The following is a 26,371-nucleotide window of genomic DNA, read 5'->3' as shown; positions in this document are numbered from 1 at the left end:
TCGATCATGGCAGCTCGCGGAGACAATTCGAAAGCAAAGCCCGGTGCGCCCGTTGATGTCGAACCGTTGCGCCGGGCAATAACCGGTTCCGTGCGCGCTATCGCTGGTGATGCCGAGGTGGAGGTTACTTTCGCCAACGAGCGTCCGGGCATGACGGGTGAGCGAATCCGCCTGCCGGAGCTTTCCAAGCGTCCGACGGCGCATGAGCTGGCGGTTACCCGCGGCCTTGGCGATTCCATGGCGCTCCGCATCGCCTGCCATGACGAGAAGGTGCATTCCACCATGGCGCCACAGGGATCGGATGCCCGCGTGATCTTCGACGCCGTCGAGCAGGCACGCGTGGAATCGATCGGCGCGTTGCGCATGGAGGGCATGGCCGCGAACCTGCGCTCCATGACCGAGGAGAAATACGCCAAGGCGAATTTCACCGGCATCGAACGGCAGGAAGACGCGCCGATCGGTGAGGCTGTCGCCATGATGGTGCGCGAGAAGCTCACCGGCCAGAAGCCGCCTGCTTCCGCCGGCAAGGTGCTCGATCTCTGGCGTTCCTTTATCCAGGAAAAGGCTGGCAGCGAGCTCGACAATCTCTCCGGCGTCATCAACGACCAGCAGGCCTTCTCGAAGGTCATCCGCAATATGCTCTCGGCCATGGAAATGGCCGAGGAATATGGCGATGACGACAGCGATCCGGACTCCGACGATCAGTCCAACGAGGACGATCAGCCGACGGGCGACGAGCAGAACGAGGACGAGATCGACGAGGATGCCGGCAGCGATGCGGCCCCCGTCGAGGACAGCGAAGTCGCCGACGAGCAGATGGAGGACGGCGAGACCGAAGGCGCTGAGATCTCCGACGACGACATGATGGAAGAAGGCGACGACGATTCCGAGACGCCGGGCGAGACCCGCCGTCCGAACACACCGTTTGCCGATTTCAACGAAAAGGTCGATTACCACATCTATACGGAGGAATTCGACGAGATCATCACGGCCGAAGAGCTGTGCGATGCCGCCGAACTGGAACGCCTGCGCGCTTTCCTCGACAAGCAGCTGGCGCATCTTCAGGGTGCGGTCGGCCGTCTCGCCAACCGCCTGCAACGCAAGCTGATGGCGCAGCAGAACCGTTCCTGGGATTTCGATCTCGAGGAAGGCTATCTCGATACGGCCCGCCTGCAGCGCATCATCATCGATCCGACGCAACCGCTCTCCTTCAAGATGGAGCGCGATACGCAGTTCCGTGATACGGTCGTGACCCTGCTGATCGATAATTCCGGCTCCATGCGCGGCCGGCCGATCACGGTTGCCGCGACCTGTGCCGATATCCTGGCGCGCACGCTGGAGCGCTGTGGCGTCAAGGTCGAGATCCTCGGCTTCACGACCAAGGCGTGGAAGGGCGGTCAGGCACGCGAAAACTGGCTTGCGAATGGCAAGCCGCAGACGCCGGGCCGGCTCAACGACCTGCGCCACATCATCTACAAGTCGGCCGATGCCCCGTGGCGGCGTGTACGGCCCAATCTCGGCCTGATGATGCGCGAAGGCCTGCTCAAGGAAAATATCGACGGCGAGGCACTGATCTGGGCGCATAACCGCCTGCTTGCCCGCCGTGAGCAGCGTCGTATCCTAATGATGATTTCGGATGGTGCGCCGGTCGACGATTCCACGCTTTCGGTCAATCCGGGCAATTATCTGGAGCGGCACCTGCGCGCCGTGATCGAACAGATCGAGACGCGTTCCCCGGTCGAGCTTCTGGCAATCGGCATCGGCCATGACGTAACGCGTTACTATCGCCGCGCCGTGACGATCGTCGATGCGGACGAGCTTGCCGGCGCCATGACCGAACAGCTTGCCGAACTGTTCGAGGATCATGCCGCACAGCCGCGCGGTGGTCGCCTGCGCCGTGCAGGCTGATACAGTCTCGGGGAAACTTGCGCATGGCGTTTGGAAATCTGTCTCGCGCGGCCCTAGTCGTCCTTGGCCTCGCGACAGGATTGTCTGGCGCTCATGCGGGCGAGCCCGCAAAGATCATCAGCCGTCAGATTTCGGATTTCCACATCGGCCGTAACGAAACCCGCTTCGGCCCTTTGGAATTTATCGGCGGGCTGGAGATGGTGTCGAGCAATTCGCTCTTCGGCTCGCTTTCCTCCATCCGCATGCGGCCTGACGGCAAGGGTTTCCTCGGCGTTCTCGATACCGGGCACTGGCTGACCGGCAGCATCGAACGCGACGCCAAGGGCAGGCTGTCGGGCCTTTCGGGCGTAGAGATCACGCCGATGCGGGATCGCGTCGGCCGGACCTATGAGGGCAAGGGCCACATGGATGCGGAAGGCCTCGCGTTGGATGGCGACCGGATTCTCGTCTCCTTTGAGCAGGACCATCGCGTCGATGTCTATCCGAACCCCGGTTTTCTCGACTCGCGATCCCTGTCGACGATCGGCATCCTCATTCCCCGCGACGAGATGCGGGCAAACCGCGGGATTGAAGCCGTTGTGGTGGCTCCCGCCTCGAGCCCGCTGAAAGGCGCGCCCGTAATCGTGGCGGAGCGCAGTCTCGACGAAGATGGCAACCGGCTTGCGGCTATTCTGGGCGGGCCGCTGAAGGGGCAGTTCACGGTCGAGAAGGATGGCAGTTTCGATGTGACTGACGGTGCCTTTCTGCCGGGTGGCGACCTGCTGCTTCTGGAGCGGCGCTTCAACATGGCCGAAGGTATCGGCATGCGCATTCGCCGCATCAAGGGAGCAGACATCAAGCCCGGCGCCATCGTGAACGGCGAGTTGCTCGTCGAGGGCAACTTCAATTATAATATCGACAATATGGAAGGGCTCGATGCCTTCCAGGCAGCCGATGGCACGACGCATGTCATCCTGGTGTCTGACGACAATCACTCCATCCTGCAGCGCAATCTGATGTTGGAATTCCGGCTCATCGATTGAGCGGCCGTCGAACGGCTGTCATAACTCTGCGCTATGTGGACCGTCCCTTTCGACACCAGCTTTTTGAGAGCGTATCATGCACATCCACATCACGGGAGCGTCGGGCTCCGGTACGACCACGCTTGGCCTGGTGCTGGCCGAGCTGCTCGGCATCCGTCATCTCGATACCGATCATTTCTTCTGGATGCCGACCGATCCGCCTTTCACGACGCAGCGCGAGGTTGGGGCGCGTATCGCGATGCTCAGGCAGGAAGCGTTGCCCCATGTAGGCTGGGTGCTTTCCGGCTCGGCGATGAAATGGGGCATGGAATTCGAGCCGCTTTACGATCTGGTGGTCTTTCTGATGATCGATCCCATCGTGCGTATGGAGCGCATCCGTAAGCGCGAGGAGGAGCGTTACGGCGACAGGATCAGGCCTGGTGGTGACATGGCGGTGAAAAGCCGCGAATTCATGGAATGGGCAGAGAGCTACGATACGGCGGGACCGGAACGTCGCAGTCTCATTGCGCATGAGGAGTGGCTGAAGACGGTGACAAGGCCGATCTTGCGGCTCGATTCATCACGGCCTGTCGGAGAACTCGTTGCGGAGGTGCTGAGCCACCCGGCGATCATTGCAGGGCGTCCTTAGAGCACCGTGCGTCCATTCGGATGCACTAGGCAGCGGTGACGATTTAACTATTTGAGCCATATGGCGATAGCGGCGAGTTTGACGAAGCCCATGAAGTTTGCGAGCAACTTGTCATAGCGGGTTGCCACGCGACGGAACTGTTTGAGCTTGTTGAAGAAGCGCTCGATGCGGTTGCGCTCCTTGTAAAGTGCGGTGTCGTAAGCTCGCTGGGTTTTGCGATCCCGTTTGGGCGGGATGACGATTTCGGTTCCCGTTTTCTCCAGCTTCTCAATGAGATGCCCAGCATCAGAGCCCTTATCGGCCAGCAGGGCATCGGCGTGGAGACCGTCGACGAGATCATGGGCGGCTGTGATGTCGTTGCGCTGTCCCGCCGTGCCTATGAGGCGAAGCGGCAGGCCGAGCGCATCGCCGGCAGCATGGATTTTGGTGCTCAGCCCGCCTCGAGACCGACCCAAGCCCTGGGCATCCGCCCCCCTTTAGCCCTGCGCGCCCCGGCCGCATGCTGATGGGCGCGCACGATAGTCGAATCGATCATCAACCATTCCAAATCAGCTTCGCGGGCAAGCACGGCAAGCATCTCGTCGAGCACGCCCATCTCGATCCAGCGGTAATAGCGCCGTTTTACGGCGCGGTAGTCGCCCAGTCGTTCTGGCAGGTCTCGCCAGCGGCCGCCCGAACGGGCCATCCATAGCAGCGCGTCCAGAAACAGCCGGTTGTTCGTGCGCGGGCCACGCTTGCCCTTCGTGCCTCCGGGCACAAAACCTTTGATACGTTCCCATTGATCGTCCCGAAGCGCATCGCAATCCATCACTGACCTCCAAAAGTCAGTGTTGAATCTGATTTGCCACCTCTTGGGAATCTCAATCCGTTAAATCGTCACCACGACCTAGGGACGCTCTAACTCTTTGAATTTACGCATCAGGCTTTCCGAAAACGGCCTGTCGGAGAGCTCGTTATCGATTCCGATTTTCGGGCCGATGCTGTAGTCGTCGTGAGATCTGCGGTTGGCATCGCCATTGGGTTGGTGCGGGCTGGCTGCAGCAAGGTCTGCAGCCAGCCCGCCCAACATTCATGGTCTGAGCGTTTTCCTGGGTCGCTCGACCAGAAATGATCTCCATCCAAGGCGAGAAGCAAAGGTGGGGAATGCGAAGATTCCGATCCGAGGGCGGATGCGGACGGTGTTTACCGCGCCGGAGCGGATTGCATTGGGCGGAGCACATTCATGAGCGCGCCATAGGGCATCAGCATCACCAGGCCGACAAGCATCTTTACCGCGAAATCGCCGAGCGCCCAGGAGATCCAGCGCGGGGCTTCGGTGGAGAGGACGCCGAAGATCGGCGCATTTTCCAGTGCGAAGGGCTCGTTCGGGCCGAGGAAGACGAAGAAGGCGGCGAAGGACAGCGAGAAGAACATCACCGTATCCAGCGCCGAGCCGATCAGAGAGCCGACGAGCGGTGCGCGCCACCAGGCCTGACGGCGCAGGCGATTGAAGACAGCGATATCGAGAAGCTGGCCTGCGAGATAGGCCGAGCCGGAGGCGATCGCGATACGCGGCACCGCGGTGAAGAAAGAAAGCGCGACACCAACGACAAAGCCGGCGAACACCACCTTGCGCGCAGCCTGAGGGCCGAACTGGCGGTTCGTCAGGTCGGTGATCAGGAAGGCGATCGGATAGGAGAAGGCGCCCCAGGTGAGAATGTCGGCGAGATTGATGCCGGCGATCTCTGCGTTCAGCGGAAACTGGACGAGGAAGTTGGAGGCGACGACGACGAGCGTCATCAGGGCGACATAGGCAAACGTATAGCGGGTCTTCAGCATTTTTTTATCCTGGGTGATGCCACCAGTTCGAGTGAGATTTCGGGCTGGGACTAGGGCCAGCCTGACAAAGAAAAAGGCTCGTCCGGTATTATCCGTGCAAGCCTTTCGAAGCGTTTGGAAGACTGAGGCCGAGCTTAGGCAGCAGCCACTTCAGCAGTCTTCTTGACGATCTGGCGACGCAGCAGACGAGCGCGCATCGAAAGTTCGCCTTCGTTTGCCTTCAGCAGGAAGGCATCGAGGCCGCCACGATGCTCGACGGAACGAAGAGCAGCAGCCGAAACGCGAAGACGGTAACGCTGGCCGAGCGCGTCGGAGATCAGCGTAACCTGGCACAGGTTCGGGAGGAACCGGCGCTTGGTCTTGTTGTTGGCATGGCTGACATTGTTACCAGTCAGGACTGCCTTGCCGGTCAATTCGCACATGCGGGACATGGAACACCTATTCTTGTTTTTCTCGGGCCATTGGATGACAATCCGGCAACAACCGGCCGCGCAATCCAACAGGCCATGATTGGAAAGTTGCGGTTCTATAGTCAGACCGGTCGCGCGCGTCAAGCCAAACCTTGGCCTTTCCCGCAATTCTGTCAAAAAGCTGCTGTTTTCTTCGCAATGCGGCAGGAGTATAGACCGTAGTGCAAGGGCGCAAGCGGCCCGGCAGGACAAGGCTCTCACCATGGCTCATCTGGGCAGACGGATTTTAGTTTCGGCATTTGCGGCGCTTCTGGCCCTGCCGGCCGGTGCGAGCGAAGTACAGCACCGTACGGAGTACAGGGTAGCCCTTGCCGGCCTGACGATCGCGCGGGCGGCCTTTCTCACCAAGATCGAAGACGATCACAGCTACAAAATCGACGGCGACATCAAATCGGCCGGGCTTGCCGATCTCGTCACCGATATCCTGGCCAAGACCAGCGTTACCGGGATGGTACGCAATGACCGGCTGCAGGCGGCAAAATATGTCCTCTATTACAAGACCGGCAAAAAGGTTCGCACCTACGAGGTCAGCTACCGCAACGGCAATATCGTTTCGGCCACCACCACACCGGAGCCGCGCCGGCCGAAGGAATGGATTCCGGTAACGCAGGGCGATATGCGCGCCGTGCTCGACCCGATCTCGGGCCTCATCTTCACCGGCGATACCGATGTCTGTTCACAGAAGCTGCCGATCTTCGACGGTGAGACGCGAATGGACCTTGTGCTTTCGCCGAAGGGCGATGAAGATTTCTCGACCGATGGGTTCAAGGGCAAGGCGACCGTCTGCGGCGTGCGCTTCATTCCGCGCTCCGGCTACAAGAAGGGACGCAAGGATCTCGTCTACCTCAGCAAGAGCAACCGCATGGAAATCTGGTTTGCCAAGGCGCAGGCGGCAAATGTATATGCTCCGGTCTACGTCCGCATTCCCACGGAATACGGGACGGTGACGATCACGGCTGTGAAGTACGGCCGCGTGAATAGCTGACGGAGCCTTCGGAAGTCTCCGCGAGGGGGACGGGTGAAGCTTCGGGCAACGTTGATCGGTTTTGCGGCCATTCTCATGTGGTCGTTCCTGGCTCTCTTTACGGCCGCCTCCGGCAAGATGCCGCCGTTCCAGCTTTCGGCCATCTGCTTTGCCATCGGCAGCATTCCCGGCATTCTCGTGCTCATCCTCAACCCGTCGCGCATCGCCCTTCTGAGGCAGCCGGCAAAGGTCTGGATCACGGGCATTGCCGGCCTGTTCGGCTATCATTTCCTCTATTTCACGGCGCTCAGGAATGCGCCGGCAGTCGAGGCGGGGTTGATTGCCTATCTCTGGCCGCTGCTGATCGTGGTTGGTTCGGCGCTGCTGCCGGGCGAAAGGCTGCGCTGGTATCACATCGTCGGCGCTCTGGCAGGTCTTTGCGGCACCTTCCTGATCGTCGGGCGTAATGGCATCGATTTCGACGGCGCCTATGCCGTCGGCTATGGCGCGGCCTTCCTCTGCGCCTTCACATGGTCCGGTTATTCGCTGCTGACGCGGCGTTTCGATGCCGTTTCGACCGATGTCGTCACCGGCTTCTGCCTTGCGACGTCAGCGCTTTCGCTGATCTGCCATTTGGGTCTTGAGACAACCGTCTGGCCGGAGACGGGCTTTGAATGGATTGCCGTCGTCGGCCTTGGCCTTTTTCCCGTCGGTGCAGCCTTTTATGCCTGGGATTACGGGGTCAAGAACGGCGATATTCAGATCCTTGGCGCTGCAAGCTATGCCGCGCCACTGCTTTCAACGCTGATCCTGACCGTCTTCGGCATTGCCGAGCCCAGTTGGCGTATTGTGCTTGCCTGCCTGCTGATTACCGGCGGCGCGGTGCTGGCAGCGCAAGAAATGTTCCGCCGCAAGCCGCAGATGCAGCCGGTGGCGGAACAAGCTTAAGCGCCGGGTTTCCAGTCAGGCGGCGCCATCTCGAATTTGGAGAATTCGAAGCCGGGCGCCACCGTGCAGCCGACCAGCGTATAGTCGCCCAGGGTTTCGGCCGATTGCCACCAGTTGGCGGGGATGATCGCCTGCGGCCGCTCGCCGCCAGCAATATCGGTGCCGAGTTTCAGCGTTTCGCTGTGGCTGCCGTCTTCGGAACGATGCAGCGCCAAAGGCGCGCCGGCATAATAGTGCCAGGCTTCTGCGGCGTCGTGCACGCGGTGCCAGTGCGAGCGCTGGCCCTTCGCCAGCAGATAATAGATCGCCGTCGAATGGCCGCGCTCGCCGCCATGCTCGTCGCGAAAGGTCTGCACATACCAGCCGCCTTCGGGATGGGGTTGCATGCCGAGCTCGCGGATGATGTCCTCAGGGGTAAGGTCTTTGTCAGCCATGCTCTAGAAATTGTCCTTGCGCTTGCGGATCTCGGCGAAGACCTCTTCATTGGTCTTGCCTTCCATCAGCAGGTTGCGGCGGATGGCCGGATCGGCCGCGCGCAGGAAGGGATTGGTTTCTTTTTCGAACGCCAGCGTCGTCGGAATGGTGAACTTGCCTTCGGCGCGCAATGCCTCGATTTCCGCTGCGCGGCTTTTCAGGCGCTCGTTATCCGGGTCGATGGTGACCGCAAAACGGGCGTTGGAGAGCGTATATTCGTGGCCGAAATAGACGGTGGTCTCATCCGGAAGAACGGCAAGCTTCTGCAGCGAGTGCCACATGTCGGCGGCTGGGCGTTCGAACAGGCGGCCACAGCCGAGCGCAAAAAGCGTATCGGCAGCAAAGAGCAGCTTGTCGTCGACAAAGTGGTAGCAGATGTGGCCCGCCGTGTGGCCGGGCGTTTCGATGACGTTGACCGTGTGGTCGCCGAAGAGGAAGCTGTCGCCATCACTCATCGTCTTGTCGAGGCCGGGGATCGCCACTGCTTCGTTGACCGGGCCGATGATCTCCAGGCCGTATTGTTCCTTCAGCGCCAGATTGCCTTCCACATGGTCGATATGGTGATGGGTCGTGAAGATATGGGTGATGTTCCAGCCGCGGCGCACGGCAGCGGCTTCCACGGCTGCCGCATCAGGCGCGTCGATCGAGGCGGTCTGCCCGGTTTCCGGGTCATGGACGAGAACGCCGAAATTGTCGCTGCGGCAGAGAAAAACTTCTAATTCCAAAGGTTTCATTGCTCAAATAATCCCTTATCCCTTGAACTGACCGGGAATGTAGAGGTTCCGGCCTTGAAGTCCAACCGGTCACTGATAACATTTGGGATAATGCACGCCGATATCGTCGACCTTCGCCAATTCTATCATTCCGAGCTCGGACACATGGCCGAGCAGTCGATTGCCATGGCGCTGTCGTCGCTCTGGGTGCGCCTGCCGCAGGAGCGGCTTGTGGGCATTGGTTACTCCGTGCCCTTTCTCGACCGGTTCCAGGCCGATACGGAACGCACCTTCGCTTTCATGCCGGCGGGGCAAGGGGCAGTGAACTGGCCTGTCGGCTCGCTTTCCTCCACCGCATTGATCTTCGACGAGGAATTGCCGCTGCCGGATTCCTCTATCGACCGGGTGCTGATGGTGCATTCGCTGGAATTTGCCGAAAGCCCGCGCGAGACGCTGAAGGAGCTCTGGCGGGTGCTGGCGCCGGGTGGACGGCTCGTCATCGTCGTGCCGAACCGTCGTGGTGTCTGGGCGCGCATGGAGCATACGCCCTTCGGTTCGGGCCGGCCCTATTCGCGCGGTCAGCTGACCCATCTGCTGCGCGAGACCAATTTCACGCCAGGCGCCACGGCCGAGGCGCTGTTCTTCCCGCCATCGAAACTGCGCGCGGTGCTGCGCCTGCGCCGCGGCTTCGAGCGGATCGGCCGCACGCTCTGGCCGGCTTTTTCGGGCGTCATCATCGTCGAGGCGCAAAAACGGCTCTATCAGGGCCTTCCTGTTGCCGCGCGTGCTTCACGCCGCGTTTTTGTGCCGGTCCTTGCGCCGCATGGCGTGCCGACCACGCGCAGCCGCTAGAGCATTTCCTGGTCAGATTGCAGCATTCTGTTGGCTCAAACGGAGTCGGATGGTCGACCGGCTGGCGCGCGTCGTAGCCCAAATCTACGGCCAAGCCGGCCGGTCGATCAGGCGGCCCGTTTCAGCCAACCCCGGTGGTTTGCTTGCAAACCAGCTAGGGCCGGGCATCTTTCCGCCAGGATCAGAAGCGATCGGCTCGGACGTACCTGGAGGTATGCCCTTCGCCAATCGCTTCTGCCCTGACGAAAACCTGCTCCGGCAGAATGCTGCAATCTGACCAGGAAATGCTCTAGGCGCTGCAGCCCTCGACAAAATAGCCATTCCGCTTTAATTGCACTCAAGTCTTTCGCCGGCTTTCCGGCAATTTCCAAGGTCGATCCATGAGCGTTGAGATGAGCAAGCCCGTTCCGCGTCCCGGTATTCTGGATATCGCTGCCTATGTGCCGGGCAAGGAGCATGCGCCGGGTGTCGCCCGCGTCTACAAGCTCTCCTCCAACGAGACGCCGCTCGGCGCCAGCCCCAAGGCGATCGAAGCATTCAAGGCGGCCGCAGGTAATCTCGAACGTTACCCCGACGGTCAGGCGCACGAGCTGCGCGAGGCGATCGCTTCAGTGCACGGCCTCAACCCGGCAAACATCCTGTGCGGCAACGGCTCCGACGAGCTGCTCGGGCTGCTCTGCCACGTCTATCTCGGCGCCGGCGACGAAGGCATCATCACCGAGCATGGCTTTCTCGTCTACAAGATCCAGATCATGGGCGCGGGTGCGACGCCTGTCGTGGCCAAGGAAAAGGACCATACGGTCGATGTCGATGCGATCCTTGCTGCGGTGACGGGCAAGACGAAGATCGTCTTCATAGCCAATCCCGGCAATCCAACAGGCACCTATATTCCCGTCAGCGAGATCCGCCGCCTGCAGGCCGGCCTGCCGAAGCATGTCATCCTCGTGCTCGATGCAGCCTATGCGGAATATGTTCGCCGCAATGACTACGAAGCCGGCATCGAGGTCGTCTCGTCAAACGCCAATGTCGTCATGACACGCACCTTCTCCAAGGTTTATGGCCTTGCGGCGCTGCGTGTCGGCTGGATGTATGCGCCGGCCGAGATTATCGATGCGCTGAATCGTGTGCGCGGGCCGTTCAATATGAATGCGCCGGCAATCGCTGCGGGTGCCGCGGCGATTCGCGACCAGTCTTTCGTTCAGGAGGCCGTTTCCTTCAACCAGATGTGGATCGAAAAGCTGACGAGCGCATTCGAGGCCATCGGTCTGAAGGTCACGCCATCGGTCACCAACTTCGTTCTCATCCATTTCCCCGATGTCGACGGCAAGCGGGCGGCGGATGCCGATGAGTTCCTGACGAGCCGCGGCTATATCCTGCGCGCAGTGCGCGGCTACGGCTTTCCGAACTCGCTGCGCATGAGCATCGGTCCGGAAGAAGCCAATCGCGGCGTCATCGAGGCGCTTGGCGAATTCATGGGACGTAAGGCATGACAGTGCAGTTCAATCGCATCACCCTGATCGGTATCGGCCTGATCGGCTCTTCGCTTGCTCATGACATCAAGCGACTGGGCCTAGCCAATGAGGTGGTCGTCGCGACGCGCAGCGCGGAGACGCTGAAGCGTGCCGAAGAACTGGCGCTTGGCGATCGCTATACGACCTCGTCGGAGGAAGCGGTTAAGGATGCCGATCTCGTCATCGTGTCGGTGCCGGTCGGCGCTTCCGAAAGTGTGGCGAAAGAGATCGCCGGCAATCTGAAACCGGGTGCGATCGTCACCGACGTCGGTTCGACCAAGGCTTCCGTGATTGCCCAGATGCAGCCGCACATGCCCAGCCATGTGCATTTCATTGCCGGCCATCCAATCGCGGGTACGGAAAAGTCCGGCCCGGATGCGGGTTTCCCCGGCCTGTTCCAGGAGCGCTGGTGCATCCTGACGCCGCTCGAAGGAACCGACCCGACCGCGCTGAAGACGCTGCGCAGTTTCTGGGAAGCGCTCGGCTCCCGAGTCGACGAAATGGACGCCCAGCATCACGACAAGGTGCTCGCGATCGTCTCGCACCTGCCGCATCTCATAGCCTACAATATTGTCGGTACGGCCGACGATCTGGAGACCGTGACGGAATCGGAAGTCATCAAATATTCCGCCTCCGGTTTCCGCGACTTCACGCGTCTGGCCGCATCCGATCCGACCATGTGGCGTGACGTCTGCCTGCATAACCGAGATGCGATCCTGGAAATGCTGGCGCGTTTTTCGGAAGATCTCGCCTATCTGCAGCGGGCGATCCGCTGGGGCGAGGGCGACAAGATTTTCGAACTCTTCACCCGCACCCGTGCCATCCGCCGTTCGATCGTCCAGGCCGGCCAGGACGTGGATGCGCCGGACTTCGGCCGCCCCCACCCGCTGGAAAAGAAATAGTCATGGTGGAGATTGCGAAGCCTGGCCAGACGGACAAGGAATGGCTGCTTCGCGAAGACAGCCATGTCGGCGAGGCCTGGATTTCGCGTTGCATCGATCTCGGCGAATATCTTGTTGCCCGCGAGCAAGGTGAGATTGTCGGCTTCCTGCGCTTCTCCCGCTTCTGGGGCAGGATCCCCTATATGGAAATGATCCGAGTGCTGGATGGTCATCGCCGATGCGGTGTCGGCACGGCGCTGTTTCTCGCCTGGGAAACGGATATGCGCGAGAGCGGTGCGCGTCTTTTGATGACCTCGAGCGAGTGCGATGAAAGCCGTCCGCACGATTGGCATCGCCGCAACGGTTTTTCTGAAACCGGATCGATCGAACTGCCCGGCATCCAGACGGTGCCGGAAGTCTTCTTTCTCAAGAAGCTCGATTAAACCGGCGGGATCTTGCCGAGCGGAATGAAGCCGCTCACAGTTGCATTGCCGTGATCGACGACCAGATCGACGGAAACCTTGTCGCCACCACCGGCAAGCGCCTTCAGGAGCTTCGTCGCCGTATCGACGGTCGAGGCCATGTCAGGGAAGGTTTGTTTGATGCTTTCACCCCAGGGGCCGAGCTGTTCGATCTCCAGCTTGAACTTGCCGGAAAGGAAGCCGTTTTCGTCGAAAGCGAAGGGGCCGGAGATGGTCATCACCTTGCCGTCGCCGATGTCGGCGACGATACGGCGAAGCTCGCCCTGAGAACCGTGAATACCCTGTTTGTCGGTGCCATCGATCATTCCGGCCTTGCCCGTCAGCGTCAGGTCGGCGCTCGCGGAGAATTTCGGGAAGACCTGCGGCCAGTCCTTGACCACAGCATCGGCGTTTTCGACCGAGATCGCGCCGTCGAGATCCGCTCCGTTCTGCCGCAGGTGGATCTCGGTGCGGGCGGCATCGAAATTGACAGTCTGCCCGGTAAAGGAGGAGACAGCCACGGCCTTCAGCCCGCCGATGACGGTGGAGGTGCGGTCGATGCCCTGCGCCTTCGTCGTGAGGCTCGATTGCAGATTGTCCCATTGGGCATTGACCGTCAGGCCCTGCGCGGTGCGGATTTCAGCCGGTGCGTCAAGTTCCCAGACGATGTGGCCAGGGGCGTAGACCTGGGCGGCGGAGCGGAGCGCACCGAAGGTGGCGGAGATGCCGTTGACATTGTCGTCGACATCCACCTTCGAGCAGAAGAGCCCGATGCGGAAGGGGAAGCCGCGGAATTCGATATCGGAGCATTCACCGCTGACGCCGGTATCGGCGCGGGGGGCGATGGCGGTCAGCACCGTCTGTTTCAGCGCGGAGGCGGCGTAGAACCAGCCACCTGTATAGAGAGCGATCACCAAAAGAATGGCGCCGCCCAGCAACCAGAATTTCCTGCCGCTGCTATATTGGCCGCTGCCGGATTGGCTTGACGCTGCCATGATGTTCTCCAATGGTGAGAGCGAAATCTGATTTTGATCTGGCGTGCGATATGGACGAATTTTGGGTATTTGGCTACGGCTCGTTGATGTGGAATCCGGGCTTCGAATTCGTCGAGCGGTCGCAGGCCCTGATTCATGGCTACCGGCGCTCGCTTTGCGTTCGTTCCTTCGTCCATCGCGGCAATCGTGAAAATCCCGGTCTCGTCCTCGGTCTCGACAGAGGCGGAGCCTGTCGTGGCATGGCTTTCCGTGTCGCGTCGGACAAGTGGGACGAGGTGATCGACTATCTGCGCGCCCGCGAACTCGTCACCAATGTCTATCTGGAACGGCATCTGCCGCTGCAGCTTTCGGATGGCCGCACTGCGCGGGCGGTCGCCTATGTGGTCGACCGCGCCCACGAGCAATATGCCGGTGCGCTGGATGCGCTTGCCGCCGCGCGGGTCGTCGATGTCTCGGTCGGCCAGTCCGGCCCGAACGATGCCTATGTCTTCAATACGCTTTCCCATCTGAAGGAGATGGGTATTCGCGACCGGTGGCTGGAGCAAGTGGTCGAGGAAGTCACACGACTACGCGCGACAGCTTAGGCAGTCGCGGCCTTCTCTTTGCGCAGTTCAGCCAGCCGCTCCACGGCGGTCGGCGGCAGTGGAACATGCGGATTGCGCTCCACCGTGTCGATCAGAAGCTGATCGCTGGCGCTTTCCGTCACGTCGATCAGATGGGCGAAGAAGGCGTCGGGGTCCATGCCGGGCATGATGGGCGGTAGAATCCGCACTTTGAAATGACCGGGATAACGCATGGCGCTGCGGCGCGGCCAGAACAGGCCGGGATGCATGACGATGGGCACGACTGGGAGCTGCAGGTCGCGATACATACGGGCGATGCCGTATTTGTAGACTGGCTCGGCACCCGGTGGGCGGCGTGTGCCCTCGGGATAGATGATTAGCTGGCGGCCGGTGGCGAGCTCCTGCTTGGTGCGCTTCAGCACTTCCACCATCACTTTGCCGCGCGCACCGCGGTCCACCGGGATCATGCGCTGCCTCTTGGCGTACCAGCCGAAAAGCGGGATCCACATCAGCTCGCGCTTGAGAATATAGACCGGGTCCTTGAGGTTGGGCAGCAGTGCATAAGTGTCCCAAAAGGACTGATGCTTCGGGGAAATGATGTAGCTGCCGTCAGGCAGGTTCTCCAGACCCTCGATCTCGAAGGTAGTGCCGACGATCACCCGCATCAGCCAGTGGTTCGAGCGCGCCCAGTTTTTGGGAACGCTGTAGGCGAGCTTGCGCGGCGCGATGAAGTAGAAGGGGGAGAGCACGATCATCCTGATGATGAGGTTGGCGTAGAAGATCGTGTTGAACAGAACGGAACGCAGGGCGATCATGAAATTTTCCCGAGGCACGGTCACGCCGACCGGCCTACACGATATTGCCCGTCATAAAAAGCGTCTGATTGCCGCTAGAGCGCCGTGCGTCCATTCGGACGCACAAAGGACGCTCTAACTCTTTGAATCTACGCATCAGGCTTTCTGAAAATCGATTCCGATTTTCAGGCCGATGCTGTAGCGTATAAAAGCCTCAGCTCTGGCCGGTCAGGTTGGCGGAACGCAGGCCGGTATGGCGCAGGCCGACGATGTTGCGCGCTCCGGCCAGCAGCAGCTTGGCGTATTCGGCCAGCATGACGCGCAAGGCGTTCGGATCGGTGAACCAATCGCGCGTCTTCAGATCGGAATTGACGACAGGATAGGGGATGAATTGAATGTCGGGATCGACATAGGAAAGCTCGGCGAGAGTGCGCGGCATGTGGTAGTTGTTGGTGACGACCAGAATGCTCCTGTAGCCCTTGGCGTGAATCCAGTTCGATGCCTCCTCGGCATTGCCGATCGTATCGAGCGCGTCGTAACCGATATCGACGCAGCAGGAGAAGAGATCAGCAGAGCCTTGAGTCATCTTGCGGATCTGCGTTGGCGTGGTGGAAGGATGCGCGCCCGATATCAGCAGCCGCTTGCCGGCGCCCTCCTGCAGGAGTTCGACGGCCTGATCGATGCGCTGGTAGCCGCCGGTCAGCACGATGATCGCGTCCGCCCGTGGCTCGGCAGGTGGCTTCAGGGTCGTTACCGAATCTGCAAAGCGCAAAAAGCCGCCGAAGATCAGCGCAGCGATCAACACGCAGGAAAAGCCCATCCAGCGCAAGATGCGGCGGATTGGGCCACGCCGTGGCGGGACACTTGCGGGGCCTTCAAGCTCCGGGTCCGGGCGAATCGGATTGCGTGTCGTATGGCCCATCGTCATGAGTCGTGATTATACGCTGATTGCGGCGCGGAACAGACGCTTTCATGGCAAAACGGCATGGCGGCGCTAATTCGCTATACCGTCCGCGCGCGTCGGATCGGAGCGCAATGTATCGATTTCATAGATCGTGCGCATGACGGTGAGCCGTGCGGTCACGGTTGTCAGCAGTGCGATCACGATCATCGTCGCGAAGATGCCGAGATAGCCGAGCGCCCCGACCGAAAAGGTACCGAAGAGGGCCGTTGCCTGATCTGTCTCGGGTGTGGCGATCGTCCTGCTCTGCAGTAAGCCGGCGCCTGCGAAAAAGAGGGCGGCCAGGGCGCTGCCGATCGCCGAGCCCTTGAGGCTGATCTTCAGAAAATGCTTCTGGAATTCCGTTGCGACGAACGAGCTCTCGGCGCCGACGAAATGCAGCACTTCGACGATGTGACGGTTGCCCGAGAGTACGCCCCGCGTGGCGAAGACCACCGTCAGCACCATGGCAGTGAAAACCAGCAGCAGGACGCCGGTACCGATCATGACCGTGGTGCGGGCCATCGCAACCAACCTGTCGACCCAGGTGCGGTGGTCGTCGAGAAAAGCCTGCGGAATGCTCTCTTTCAGCAGGTCGCGCATTGCCGCGAAATCCGGCGGATGGCTCTCGTCGATGGTGATGATGACGAGGCGCGGTACGGGTAGTTCCTTGATATCCAGCCCGCTGCCGAGCCAGGGCTCGAGAAGGCGTGCGGTGGCGGCCTCGTCAACGATCTGGCCGCTCTTGGTGCCGACGAAGGTCAGCGCGATATCGCGGGCCTGAACGAGAGCCTTTTCCATGTCCAGGTTGTCGTCAGGTTTGATCTGGATGGTGATCTCCCTGGAGATCTGGCTTTCCCAGCTTGCCGCGGTCGAGCGGACCATGCTGACGCCGCCGAGCGTCAGGCAGGCGAGGAAGGCCATGATGGCGATCACCACCGTCAGCGCATTGCCCTGAATGTTTGACGGAGGCAGGATCGGTGCTGTCGGGCGCACGCGCATCTCCGGCCGCTTGGGCTGGACAGGGGCAGCGGCGGGCGTCTTTGCGCGGGTCCTGGTGGGCGTCTTAGTCATAAATGTCGAGATGCCCTTCCGAAAGGATCATGCGGCGGGCTTCCACCTGGTCCATCAGCGAGAGATCGTGGGTGGCGATCACCACTGCGGTGCCCAGGCGGTTGAGTTCCATGAAGAGGTTTAGCAGGCGCTTGGCCATCGGCGGATCGACATTGCCGGTCGGCTCGTCGGCAAGCAGCACTTCCGGCCGGTCCATCAATGCGCGGGCGATTGCAGCGCGCTGCTTCTCGCCGCCTGAGAGTACGGGCGGCAGTACGTTGATGCGCTCGCCGAGCCCGACCCATTTCAAAAGCTCCAGCACGTCGGTCTTGTAGGTGCTTTCATCCTTGCCGCGCACGCGAAGCGGCAGGGCGACGTTCTCATAGGTCGTCAGATGGTCGAGAAGACGAAAATCCTGAAAGACGATGCCGACGCGGCGGCGCAGCAGCGGCAACTCCGGCCGGGGGATCTCGGATATGTCGCGTCCGAACATGCGGATCAGGCCGCGAGTCGGCTGCAGCGACATGAAGAGCAGGCGCAGCAGCGTGGTCTTTCCGGCACCGGACGGGCCGGTCAGAAACTGGAAGGACTTTTTCGGGATGTCGAAGGTCAGGTCCCGGAGGATTTCCGGTCCCATACCATATCGCAAACCGACATTCTCGAAGTGGATCAACGGGCAGCTCAGTCTTTCGTGGTTTCACCGCATGACTTGTTAACCAACACCGTTAACAGCCGGTAAATTTTGCCGGAAAGACGCCCGTTTGATGGCGATCTTTGCGAAGCATTAACCATTGAAATTTACGACTGGGCTGGATTCGTTTCAATGCCAAGATTGTCTTGGGCAGCGAAACCATGTGGACATCCGAGAGGTCGCCACCATGGAAGCATCCTCCTTCAGACGACAGGCCGCCGGCCTAGCCTATGATTTTCTGCCGCCGGAACCGGCTATCCGGCGGCCCCGTCGCATGCCGTGTAGGGGTGACGTTGCCGATGCCGAATTCATTGTCGTCGGTAAGGCGCGGCCGCAAGGCGCGTCTGCCGGTGCCCACGATACGACCCATAACGATAATCGCCGTCGCAGCGCCCCGCTCAACACCGAACCGCCAGTCCTGCTTGCTGCTGCCGCGATCCTGCGTGGGATGGAGATCTGGCTGCAGCGCGCGTCGGCGCGCGGTTTTGTGGCGCTGGTGATTTCACTCTTCGTTCTGGTCTTCGGTCTTGCCGGCGGGTTCTCCGGCCTTTCGCGGGGCGAGGCTTCCACCACAACGACCCTTCATTTCTCGCATGTCACGATCACGCCGCGCGATGCCAATGGTATGCGCATCCTGCTCATCAACGGCATCATCGAGAATGACAGCGGCGTCACGCAATCGGTGCAGCCGATCCGCGCCGATCTCGTCGCCGACGAGCGGCTGACGGCGAGCATCGTCATTACGCCGCCGACGGATGCCATCTACGCCGGCCAAAGCCGCGGCTTTTCCGCTCGCGTGCAGCATGCCGGGGGCAAGGTGCCTGAGGTCCGGCTTTCCTTCATGCCTTGAGCGCCGAGAGGCGTTTTTGGGTTGATCGGCAGGAAAAACCTGTCCTTTCGGGGTGTTTCGCCGGAATTAATGTGCTAACGGCTTACCCTTCTTTTTTGTGGAGCAAGCCTTTATGCCTGTCGTGCGCGGAAAAAACATCGAGCCGCTCTTCACCGCCGAGCAGATCGCCGAGCGCAATCATTCCATGGCGCAGGATATCGCCGCCGGCCCGACAAAGGACCTCCTGGTTATTGCCGTGCTCAAGGGCTCGTTCATTTTTGCGGCCGACCTGCTGCGCGCCCTGCACGATACGGGCCTTGCTCCCGAGGTCGAATTCATCACGCTCTCAAGCTACGGCGCGGGTACGGTTTCGCAGGGCGTGCGTATCGTCAAGGACATCGACAGCGACGTTAAGGACCGCGACGTCCTGCTCATCGACGACATCCTCGAATCCGGCCGCACGCTGCGGTTTGCCAAGGAACTGCTCTACGAGCGCGGGGCACGCAACGTCACCATCGCCGTACTGCTCGACAAGCGGGTCAAGCGCAAGGAGGAGCTGGAGGCGGACTATGTGGGCTTCGAGTGCCCCGACTATTTCGTCGTCGGCTACGGCATGGATGTCGCCTACGCCTTCCGCGAACTGCCCTTCGTCGGCGTGGTTACCGGTGACGCTTAAGGCGTCCTGCTCTAAGACGGCTTGTTAACCATCCCGTCGATCGGCTTGGCGCGTTTACCGATCGCTAGGGAACCGCATGCGATCTCCGTTGCGGGGCATGACGACGGAGCAATGCACAGATGGCAAAAATTCTGATCACGGAAGACGAGGATTCCCTTCGTACTTTCGTAGCCCGGGCACTACGCCTTGACGGTCATGAGACCGATGAAGCCGCCGATGGGGCGGAAGGGCTGGAAAAGCTGAAGGGCGGCAGTTACGACCTGCTGCTTTCCGATATCCGTATGCCGGTCATGGACGGCATCGAACTTGCGCATCAGGCGAAGGACGCCTTTCCGGCGTTGAAAATTCTGCTGATGACCGGCTATGCCGAACAGCGCGAACGGGCCGACGACCTCGCCGAAAAGATCATCGATGTCGTGCCGAAACCCTTCGCCCTGCCGGACATCCGCAAAGCCGTGGCGCGGGCGCTTGTGGCCTGACATTTTGTGACGCGGGCGTGCCTCACGGCACGCCAATAGCCGCGCATTCTCCCAGCATTACTGAATATCCAGCAGCCGCTCGAGATATTGTCGCTCGATCGCCTGGGTTGGATTGTTGCCGAGTTTTTCGCGGATAGCGTCCAGAATCTCGCGGGCGCGCTGAACATCGATCTCATCGGGTATCTTCACATCATTGTTCATATCCGGCCCGAGATCGGTCTGACGTGGGCGGCCGAGCGGATCGCGGCCGTTCTGGTTGCCCTGGCCGAGTTGACCGTTCGGACCCTGCTGCCCTTGCTGGCCCTGCTGTGCCTGCATCATCTGGCTCATCATGTCACGAGCGCCCTTGCGCAAGGCTTCGAGAGCCCGGCCCTGCCCTTCCAGGGCGCTGCTGCCATTGCCCTGGCCGAGGTCGCGGCCGGCACCTTCCATCTCGCGCTGTGCCTGACCGAAACCTTCGCCCGGCTTCATGCCCATATCGCCAAGGCTCTTCTGCAGTTCCTGCAACCGTTTACCGAGCGCATCCTGCTGGGCGCGGAGCTGCTTTAACGCTTCGCGCAGTTGCTCCGCCGTCATCTGGTCGCCGGGCTGCTGGCCCTGCTGTTCCTGTTGGCCCTGCTGCTGTTGCTGCTGGTCTTCCTCGCCCGGCATCATGTCGTCCATGTTGGGATCGCCACGCTGCATGCGGTCGCGGAGCTGCTGGTCGAGGCGGAAAGTTTGCTCCATCAGCTTCTGCTGGTCGCGCAGGATCTGGCCGAGTTTGTCCATCTGCTGCGTCAGCTGGCTGTTTTCCTGCTGCTGGCCGCGCTGCGGGCGGGCCGTCTGCAGGTTGTTCATCAGTCGCTGCAGGTCGGAGAGCATCTGCTGGGCAGCATCTCGATTGCCTGACCGGGCCAGGTTTTCGATCTGGTCCATCATGCGCTGCAGATCCTGCTGGCGCAGGAAATTCTGGGCATTCTGGTTGGGCTGCATCGGCATGTTCTGCAGGCGCTGGGCCAGCTCGTTCATATAGTCCTGCATCGCCTTGCGAAGCTCGTCCATCAGCTTCTTGATCTCGGCATCAGGCGCATTGCGGTTCAGCGCATCGGCAAGGTTCTGCTGGGCGTCACGCAGCCGCCGTTCGGCAAGCGAAAGGTCACCGTCCTCGATGCCGAGGGCGATGTCCCAGAGATATTGGGCCGTATCCTTGAGCTGTTCTTCACCCTTGGCGAGCTTCATGCGCGCAAGTGCTGATTCGATCAGCAGATAGTGGGTCGTGTTCGGGATTGTCTCCTCGGGCCGGATCGTCAGAGCTTCGTTCAACGCGATCGCTTCCGGCATCTTGCGGGTGTCGAGGGCAAAGGTCTGGCGTTCTTCGGCAACGGCGGCAGCGAGCGGCTCGCTGAAGGGCCGCGAGGGCATGACCATCTCATAGGGCGGGCTGCGACCCGTCTGCCCGGCGGCATCCTTGGCGACGAGGGTGATACGCACGCGTTTGCCGGCGAGCGGATGTTCGGTCAGGTTCTTGCTCGTCAGGCCTTTGCCGTCCCGCGCATTGCGGCGGGGAATGTCCAGCCGGAATTCCGGCAGCGGATAGAGCGGCGTTGCGACCGGATCGGATTCGACCGGCACGATTTCGGCACGGGCTTCCTGCACGCCGTAATCGTCCTTCACCGTGAAGCCGATTTCCAGCGCACCGTTGACGGCGCGGCGTGGCATGCCGTCAAAGGCGATTTCCGGCGCCTTGTCGGGCAGCACGTCGAAACTCCAGGTGCGGCCGTTCGCCTGCAGCGAGCCATTCTCGTCAAGCTTCATGATATGCGTCTGCGCCATCAACTGGGGCGCTGTGGCTGCACCTGAGGCCTGTTCTGCAGTCGGCTGCTGTGGCCGGGTGTCTTCCTGAACGGCGATTTCCTGGCTTTCGCCGTTGGCCTTCCTGAAGATGACCTTCTCGGTCGACTGGCCGCCGCTGACACGCACCGTGAGGCTGGAGAACTGCGGAACGCCGATCGCCGCCTGTTCGCTGCCATCTGCCGTCAGGTAGATCGGCGGCCGGCCGGTATAGGCGGGCGGGGTCACCCACGCGTCGATACGCACGGCCGGATTGCTCGTTACCTGCGCGGGTGCAGGCTGAAATGCGTCGGCGACCGAGCCGCCGTTGATCGACAGCGAGTAGCCGAAGGCCGTGACGACGAGTAACGCCGGAATGGCACGCAGCGCGAAGCGGTCGTACCTGGCGATATCGGGCCGCGGCAGGCCGGCGTCCAGCGTTGCGATCTTCCGCGCCATGCGCGTCTGGTGTTCGCGCCACAAGGCGCGTGAGAAGGGCGTATCGAAAGCCGGCTCATCCTCCTGCACCATGACGGGCTGATGTGGCAGGCCGTTGCGCTCTTCCAGCATGCGGTCAGCCTCGCTCACCCGTGGCCAGCGAAGAAAACGCGCTGGCAGCAGCGAAGCGAGGAAACCAACAGCAAAGGCAGTCAGGAGAAGGATGCGCAGCCAGTCCGGCACAATGCGGAAAAAGCCGAACCAGGAGACGGAGAGATAGATCGCGATGACGCAGACAGCCGGCATCAGCAGCGGAAGGATCTGCTCGGCGAAAAGCACGATCCGGGCCAGGAAACGTTTTGCCGCCACCAGCCGTGCCAGAGAGGGTTGGAGCGCGAATGCGCCTTTCTTCTTCTGCCTTGCGGGGCTTGTCATCAATCCGGTCTCCGCGATCTGGCGTTCAGGAAACAGAGGGCGCTTCCGGCGATTGCTGGGCAATACGCTCGCGAAGGAAAAGGATAACACTCTTTATGGCGAAGGCGAGGGCGAGGGCCTGTGAATACCGGTTTTTCGTATGCGGTCGCCAAAAAGTGATTGCGACTTTTAGTCCAGCCAGGCTGGAACGGAATCGAGACCGATCAGTTCCGAATAGGTCCGGCGCGGGCGAATCACATGGAATTCGTCGCCCTTGACCAGCACTTCAGGCACCAGGAGGCGGCTGTTATAGGTGCCCGCCTGGACCGCGCCATAGGCGCCGGCCGTGCCGACGGCAAGCAGGTCACCCGGCTTCGGGGTCGGCATTTCCCGGTCGAGCGCGAGGTAGTCGCCGGTCTCGCAGACGGGGCCGACAACGTCGGCGCGGATGCGCGGAGCGTTGGCAGCCGAAATCACCACGGGACGGACCTCATGATAAGCCTCGTAGAGGGTCGGACGGATGAGGTCGTTCATCGCGCCATCGACGATCACGAAAGTCTTCTCGCCGCCGTCCTTCACATAGATGACTTCGGTGACGAGGATGCCGGCATTGCCGACGATCAGGCGGCCGGGCTCGGTAACAATCTTGCAGTTGAGGGCGCGAAGCTGGTTCTTGACAACAGAGGCATAGGCGTCCGGCAGAGGCGGCGGATTGTTGTCGTCCTTATAGGGAATGCCGAGACCGCCGCCGATATCGACATGGTGGATGTCATGACCATCGGCACGCAGCGTGTTGACCAGATCGTGCAGCAGCTTGAAGGCATCGTCGAAGGGCTGCAGCTCGGTGATCTGGCTGCCGATATGCATGTCGATGCCGGTCACTTCGATGCCGGGCAGGCTGGCGGCGCGGGCATAGATTGTCCGGGCGCGTTCCCAGGAGATGCCGAACTTGTTTTCTTTCTTGCCGGTCGAAATCTTCGCATGGGTACGGGCATCGACATCGGGATTGATGCGGAAGGAAACAGGGGCTTTCTTGCCGGCACGCGTGGCACGCTGGTTGAGGATTTCGAGTTCCGGTTCGGATTCGACATTGAAGCAGTAGATGCCGGCTTCGAGTGCGTAATCCATCTCATTCGGTGTCTTGCCGACGCCGGAGAACATGATGCGGTCGGCGGGAATGCCGGCGGCCAGCGCGCGGCGCAATTCGCCTTCGGACACCACATCGATACCGGCGCCGAGCCGGCCGAGCGTTTTCAGCACGGCCTGGTTCGAATTGGCCTTCATCGCATAACAGACCATGGAATCGACATCGCAGAAGGCCTCAGCGAAGACCCGGTAATGGCGCTCGAGCGTCGCTGTCGAATAGACGTAGAAAGGCGTGCCGACCGCCTTGGCGATCTCAGGAACGGAAACATTCTCGGCGTAGAGAATACCGTCGCGATACTCGAAATGGTTCACGGGAGTCCGGCCTTAGAGAAGGGGATCGAGAAGGAAAGGCTTGTCGACGGAGCCTGGTTGTTTCGTCGGCTTGGAAATATCGCCGCCCTTGGTGGCATTGGCGCTCGGCGGATCGAGGTCGCCTTTGCGGCCGCATCCGGCAACGGCAAGGCCGATGACGGCAAGAACCACCGTAAGGCGGATGAAATGCGGCAAGCTCGTCTGCATGGATATCCTCATATCGGGCACTGGCTGGCACCTTCATAGCGAAGTTTATCTGCCTTGTGCACCCTGATTATTGAAGCTTCGTCCCGTGCGCATTTCCGAACGGTGAACCAGTTTCCGGTCCGCCGGGATATGCGTCAGTTGCGGGCGCGCCAATAGGCGATCTGCTTCCTGACTTCCGATGGCGCCGTGCCGCCGAAGCTCTTGCGGCTGGCGACAGAAGCTTCGACCGTCAGAACGTCATAGACCTTGTCGGTGATGCCGGGATTGATCGCCTGCAGATCGGCGAGCGGAAGCTCCGAGAGATCGCAGCTCTTGCTTTCGGCAAGTGCGACGGCACGGCCGGTGACATGATGGGCGTCGCGGAACGGAAGGCCTGCCTCGCGCACCAGCCAGTCGGCAAGATCGGTCGCCGTCGAATAACCGGAGCCGGCGGCCGCTTTCATTCTGATCGTGTTGATCGTCATGTCGCGTACCATGCCGGTCATGGCGGCAATCGCCAGTTCCAGGCTTTCAGCGGCATCGAAGACCTGTTCCTTGTCTTCCTGCATGTCCTTGGAATAGGCAAGCGGCAGGCCCTTCATGATCGTCAGCAGGGCGATCAGCGAGCCGTTGATGCGACCGGTCTTGGCGCGCACCAGTTCGGCCGCATCGGGGTTCTTCTTCTGCGGCATGATGGAGGAGCCGGTGGAGAAGGCGTCGGAAAGGCGCACGAAGCCGAATTGCGGCGTCGACCAGATGACGATCTCCTCGGCAAGGCGCGACAGATGCACGGCGCAGATCGCGGCAATCGCCAGGAATTCGATGGCGAAGTCACGATCGGAAACCGTGTCGATCGAGTTGCGGGTTGGCTCGCGGAAGCCGAGAGCCTTGGCCGTCATGTGGCGATCGATCGGGTAGCCGGTGCCGGCGAGCGCTGCCGCACCGATCGGGCTTTCGTCGAGGTGTTCGATGGCGTGGCGCACACGTGAACGATCACGGCCGAACATTTCCACATAGGCCATGCAGTGATGGCCGAAGGTGACCGGCTGAGCGGTCTGCAGATGCGTGAAGCCGGGCATGACGCTGTCGGCATGTTCTTCGGCACGATCGAGGAAGGCTGCGATCAGATCGGTGAGCATGGCCTCGGTTTTCTGCAGCTCTTCTTTCACCCAGAGGCGGAAGTCGAGCGCTACCTGATCATTGCGCGAGCGGGCCGTGTGCAGGCGGCCGGCGGCCGGGCCGATCAGGGTCGCAAGCCTGGCCTCGACGTTCATGTGAATGTCTTCGAGTTGGCGGGAGAATTCGAAATTGCCGCTTTCGATCTCTGACAGGATCGTGTTTAGCCCGTGAACGATCTTGTCCTTATCGTCAGCCGAAATGATGCCCTGATGAGCAAGCATCGTGGCGTGGGCGATCGATCCGCGGATATCCTGGGCAAACAGCTTCTTGTCGAAACCGATCGAGGCATTTATCTCCTCCATGATCGCATCGGGGCCGGAGGCGAAACGTCCGCCCCACATCTGGTTGGAGGATTTGGTGTCCGTGTTGTCCTCGGCCATGGAAGATGCCCGTCCTGGAGAATGTAATGACGACGAAAAAACCCTTCGGCCTGCCGTCCGTGAAACTGATCGCAATCGCCGCCGTTGCAGGCGTTGTTGCCGGTGCGGCAGCGGTATACGTGAAGGAGACGGGCATTGGCAATGGCGTCGGTGATGCCGCCTCGGCCGAATGCCCGCTGACGAAGGAGCGCGCCGCCAGTCTGACGCCGCTCATGAAGGGTCAGGTCGCCGCGATGGTCGCTGCCAACCCGCCGAAGAAGCTTGAAACCGTGGCCTTCAACGGTCCCGACGGCAAGCCGATGACGCTCGATCATTTCTCGGGCAAGACGGTGCTTCTCAATCTGTGGGCCACATGGTGCGTGCCATGTCGCGAGGAGATGCCGGCGCTGAATGCGCTGGAGAAGGAAATGGGCAGCGACAAATTCCAAGTCGTGCCGGTCAATATCGACACCGGCGACGACGAGAAGCCGAAAGCGTTTCTCAGCGAAATCGGTGTCGATGCGCTGCAGCTCTATCGCGACAACACGATCGGCGTCTTCAACAGTTTGAAGAAGGAAGGCCTTGCCTTCGGCCTTCCGGTCACTCTGCTGTTGGATGACAAGGGTTGCCTGATCTCCGCCATGAACGGTCCGGCTGCGTGGGACAGCGAGGACGCCAAGGCGCTGATCAAGGGTGCTGTAGGTTTGTAGGAGCGGCCTTCAGGGGTCGCCGGCGCCGCGAATGAGGAAAACGCCTGCAAGTCCGATCAGGACGCAGCACTGCAGCAGGAACATCGGCAATTCGCTCGACATGGCATTTTCCTTCCGTTCACGGCAAGGAAAGCACGTCGCGGGCATT

The 26,371-nt window shown here is 61.0% G+C and carries 28 protein-coding genes; 14 read left to right on the top strand and 14 right to left on the bottom strand.

Annotation, left to right across the window (positions count from 1 at the left end; all coding sequences use genetic code 11):
• Positions 1–6 precede the first annotated feature (6 nt).
• The 3 genes from cobT to FHT82_RS19285 all read left to right on the top strand — a co-directional run bounded on the left by cobT (position 7) and on the right by FHT82_RS19285 (position 3,558).
• Positions 7–1,908, top strand: coding sequence for a cobaltochelatase subunit CobT (cobT, locus tag FHT82_RS19295; RefSeq protein ID WP_183734307.1), 1,902 nt, complete (start codon positions 7–9; stop codon positions 1,906–1,908).
• 23 nt (positions 1,909–1,931) lie between these two features.
• Positions 1,932–2,930, top strand: a complete 999-nt coding sequence (locus FHT82_RS19290; RefSeq protein WP_183734306.1) for an esterase-like activity of phytase family protein — start codon at positions 1,932–1,934, stop codon at positions 2,928–2,930.
• Between the two features lie 73 nt (positions 2,931–3,003).
• Positions 3,004–3,558 (top strand): AAA family ATPase, encoded by a 555-nt coding sequence (locus FHT82_RS19285; RefSeq protein ID WP_183734643.1) that lies wholly within the window; start codon positions 3,004–3,006, stop codon positions 3,556–3,558.
• 47 nt (positions 3,559–3,605) lie between these two features.
• On the opposite strand, the gene FHT82_RS19280 is transcribed toward FHT82_RS19285, so the two are convergent.
• The 3 genes from FHT82_RS19280 to rpmB all read right to left on the bottom strand — a co-directional run bounded on the left by FHT82_RS19280 (position 3,606) and on the right by rpmB (position 5,807).
• Positions 3,606–4,366, bottom strand: a protein-coding gene (locus FHT82_RS19280; RefSeq protein WP_183734305.1) for an IS5 family transposase whose coding sequence is annotated in 2 segments (ribosomal slippage) — positions 3,606–4,027 and positions 4,027–4,366 — 762 coding nt in all. Because the reading frame shifts where the segments join, the coding sequence is not laid out codon by codon here.
• A gap of 374 nt (positions 4,367–4,740) precedes the next feature.
• Positions 4,741–5,376, bottom strand: coding sequence for a VUT family protein (locus tag FHT82_RS19275; protein ID WP_183734304.1), 636 nt, complete (start codon positions 5,374–5,376; stop codon positions 4,741–4,743).
• A 134-nt stretch (positions 5,377–5,510) separates the two neighbouring features.
• Entirely contained in the window at positions 5,511–5,807 is a 297-nt protein-coding gene (rpmB, locus tag FHT82_RS19270; RefSeq protein WP_183734303.1) for a 50S ribosomal protein L28, read from the bottom strand.
• Between the two features lie 241 nt (positions 5,808–6,048).
• On the opposite strand from rpmB, the gene FHT82_RS19265 reads away from it, so the two are divergent.
• Positions 6,049–6,831 (top strand): DUF3108 domain-containing protein, encoded by a 783-nt coding sequence (locus tag FHT82_RS19265; RefSeq protein ID WP_183734302.1) that lies wholly within the window; start codon positions 6,049–6,051, stop codon positions 6,829–6,831.
• Positions 6,832–6,864: 33 nt separating this feature from the next.
• Positions 6,865–7,758: an EamA family transporter gene (locus FHT82_RS19260; protein WP_183734301.1), complete on the top strand. Its 894-nt coding sequence runs from the start codon at positions 6,865–6,867 to the stop codon at positions 7,756–7,758.
• On the opposite strand, the gene FHT82_RS19255 is transcribed toward FHT82_RS19260, so the two are convergent.
• The gene (locus tag FHT82_RS19255; protein WP_183734300.1) at positions 7,755–8,192 is read right to left on the bottom strand and encodes a cupin domain-containing protein; all 438 of its coding nucleotides are present in this window, start codon (positions 8,190–8,192) and stop codon (positions 7,755–7,757) included. The genes FHT82_RS19260 and FHT82_RS19255 overlap by 4 nt on opposite strands.
• A gap of 3 nt (positions 8,193–8,195) precedes the next feature.
• Positions 8,196–8,966 (bottom strand): hydroxyacylglutathione hydrolase, encoded by a 771-nt coding sequence (gene gloB / locus FHT82_RS19250; protein ID WP_183734299.1) that lies wholly within the window; start codon positions 8,964–8,966, stop codon positions 8,196–8,198.
• Positions 8,967–9,020: 54 nt separating this feature from the next.
• Here gloB and FHT82_RS19245 point away from each other — a divergent pair, with 54 nt between their 5' ends.
• The 4 genes from FHT82_RS19245 (at position 9,021) to FHT82_RS19230 (ending at position 12,632) form a co-directional block, all read left to right on the top strand.
• Positions 9,021–9,797, top strand: a complete 777-nt coding sequence (locus FHT82_RS19245; RefSeq protein ID WP_113299095.1) for a class I SAM-dependent methyltransferase — start codon at positions 9,021–9,023, stop codon at positions 9,795–9,797.
• A gap of 392 nt (positions 9,798–10,189) precedes the next feature.
• Positions 10,190–11,287 carry a histidinol-phosphate transaminase gene (gene hisC / locus FHT82_RS19240; RefSeq protein WP_183734298.1) on the top strand — a complete coding sequence of 366 codons (1,098 nt, stop codon included), beginning with the start codon at positions 10,190–10,192 and terminating at the stop codon, positions 11,285–11,287.
• Positions 11,284–12,210, top strand: a complete 927-nt coding sequence (locus tag FHT82_RS19235) for a prephenate/arogenate dehydrogenase family protein (protein WP_183734297.1) — start codon at positions 11,284–11,286, stop codon at positions 12,208–12,210. Before hisC ends, FHT82_RS19235 begins: the two co-directional genes overlap by 4 nt.
• A gap of 2 nt (positions 12,211–12,212) precedes the next feature.
• Positions 12,213–12,632, top strand: a complete 420-nt coding sequence (locus FHT82_RS19230; protein ID WP_183734296.1) for a GNAT family N-acetyltransferase — start codon at positions 12,213–12,215, stop codon at positions 12,630–12,632.
• On the opposite strand, the gene FHT82_RS19225 is transcribed toward FHT82_RS19230, so the two are convergent.
• The gene (locus tag FHT82_RS19225) at positions 12,629–13,645 is read right to left on the bottom strand and encodes a DUF2125 domain-containing protein (RefSeq protein ID WP_183734295.1); all 1,017 of its coding nucleotides are present in this window, start codon (positions 13,643–13,645) and stop codon (positions 12,629–12,631) included. The genes FHT82_RS19230 and FHT82_RS19225 overlap by 4 nt on opposite strands.
• 50 nt (positions 13,646–13,695) lie before the next feature.
• On the opposite strand from FHT82_RS19225, the gene FHT82_RS19220 reads away from it, so the two are divergent.
• Positions 13,696–14,229 (top strand): gamma-glutamylcyclotransferase, encoded by a 534-nt coding sequence (locus tag FHT82_RS19220; RefSeq protein WP_183734294.1) that lies wholly within the window; start codon positions 13,696–13,698, stop codon positions 14,227–14,229.
• On the opposite strand, the gene FHT82_RS19215 is transcribed toward FHT82_RS19220, so the two are convergent.
• From FHT82_RS19215 to ftsE, 4 genes are all read right to left on the bottom strand, one after another.
• Entirely contained in the window at positions 14,226–15,023 is a 798-nt protein-coding gene (locus tag FHT82_RS19215) for a 1-acyl-sn-glycerol-3-phosphate acyltransferase (RefSeq protein WP_183734293.1), read from the bottom strand. The genes FHT82_RS19220 and FHT82_RS19215 overlap by 4 nt on opposite strands.
• 193 nt (positions 15,024–15,216) lie before the next feature.
• On the bottom strand, positions 15,217–15,930 hold the full coding sequence (locus FHT82_RS19210; protein ID WP_183734292.1) for a YdcF family protein: 714 nt from the start codon (positions 15,928–15,930) through the stop codon (positions 15,217–15,219).
• A 66-nt stretch (positions 15,931–15,996) separates the two neighbouring features.
• A complete protein-coding gene (locus tag FHT82_RS19205) occupies positions 15,997–17,016 on the bottom strand; it encodes an ABC transporter permease (RefSeq protein WP_183734291.1) in 1,020 nt (339 codons plus the stop codon).
• The gene (ftsE, locus tag FHT82_RS19200) at positions 17,009–17,668 is read right to left on the bottom strand and encodes a cell division ATP-binding protein FtsE (RefSeq protein WP_007825071.1); all 660 of its coding nucleotides are present in this window, start codon (positions 17,666–17,668) and stop codon (positions 17,009–17,011) included. Before ftsE ends, FHT82_RS19205 begins: the two co-directional genes overlap by 8 nt.
• Before the next feature lie 205 nt (positions 17,669–17,873).
• Between ftsE and FHT82_RS19195 the strand changes: the two genes are divergently transcribed.
• The 3 genes from FHT82_RS19195 (at position 17,874) to FHT82_RS19185 (ending at position 19,670) form a co-directional block, all read left to right on the top strand.
• Positions 17,874–18,536, top strand: coding sequence for a hypothetical protein (locus tag FHT82_RS19195; RefSeq protein WP_183734290.1), 663 nt, complete (start codon positions 17,874–17,876; stop codon positions 18,534–18,536).
• A 112-nt stretch (positions 18,537–18,648) separates the two neighbouring features.
• The gene (gene hpt, locus FHT82_RS19190; protein WP_007825075.1) at positions 18,649–19,191 is read left to right on the top strand and encodes a hypoxanthine phosphoribosyltransferase; all 543 of its coding nucleotides are present in this window, start codon (positions 18,649–18,651) and stop codon (positions 19,189–19,191) included.
• 119 nt (positions 19,192–19,310) lie between these two features.
• Positions 19,311–19,670 carry a response regulator gene (locus FHT82_RS19185; RefSeq protein ID WP_112545534.1) on the top strand — a complete coding sequence of 120 codons (360 nt, stop codon included), beginning with the start codon at positions 19,311–19,313 and terminating at the stop codon, positions 19,668–19,670.
• A gap of 57 nt (positions 19,671–19,727) precedes the next feature.
• Here FHT82_RS19185 and FHT82_RS19180 read toward each other — a convergent pair whose 3' ends face one another.
• The 4 genes from FHT82_RS19180 to argH form a co-directional block, all read right to left on the bottom strand.
• Positions 19,728–22,352: a TIGR02302 family protein gene (locus FHT82_RS19180; RefSeq protein ID WP_183734289.1), complete on the bottom strand. Its 2,625-nt coding sequence runs from the start codon at positions 22,350–22,352 to the stop codon at positions 19,728–19,730.
• Positions 22,353–22,520: 168 nt separating this feature from the next.
• A complete protein-coding gene (gene lysA, locus FHT82_RS19175) occupies positions 22,521–23,789 on the bottom strand; it encodes a diaminopimelate decarboxylase (protein WP_183734288.1) in 1,269 nt (422 codons plus the stop codon).
• A gap of 12 nt (positions 23,790–23,801) precedes the next feature.
• Positions 23,802–23,996 (bottom strand): lipoprotein, encoded by a 195-nt coding sequence (locus tag FHT82_RS19170; RefSeq protein ID WP_183734287.1) that lies wholly within the window; start codon positions 23,994–23,996, stop codon positions 23,802–23,804.
• Between the two features lie 134 nt (positions 23,997–24,130).
• A complete protein-coding gene (argH, locus tag FHT82_RS19165) occupies positions 24,131–25,534 on the bottom strand; it encodes an argininosuccinate lyase (RefSeq protein ID WP_183734286.1) in 1,404 nt (467 codons plus the stop codon).
• 26 nt (positions 25,535–25,560) lie between these two features.
• On the opposite strand from argH, the gene FHT82_RS19160 reads away from it, so the two are divergent.
• On the top strand, positions 25,561–26,223 hold the full coding sequence (locus tag FHT82_RS19160) for a TlpA disulfide reductase family protein (protein ID WP_183734285.1): 663 nt from the start codon (positions 25,561–25,563) through the stop codon (positions 26,221–26,223).
• Positions 26,224–26,371 lie beyond the last annotated feature (148 nt).

This window comes from Rhizobium sp. BK275, from assembly GCF_014193555.1.
Classification (GTDB): domain Bacteria; phylum Pseudomonadota; class Alphaproteobacteria; order Rhizobiales; family Rhizobiaceae; genus Rhizobium.
The sequence above is the reverse complement of the archived record's forward strand: the minus strand, read 5'-3'. Positions and strand labels throughout refer to the sequence as shown.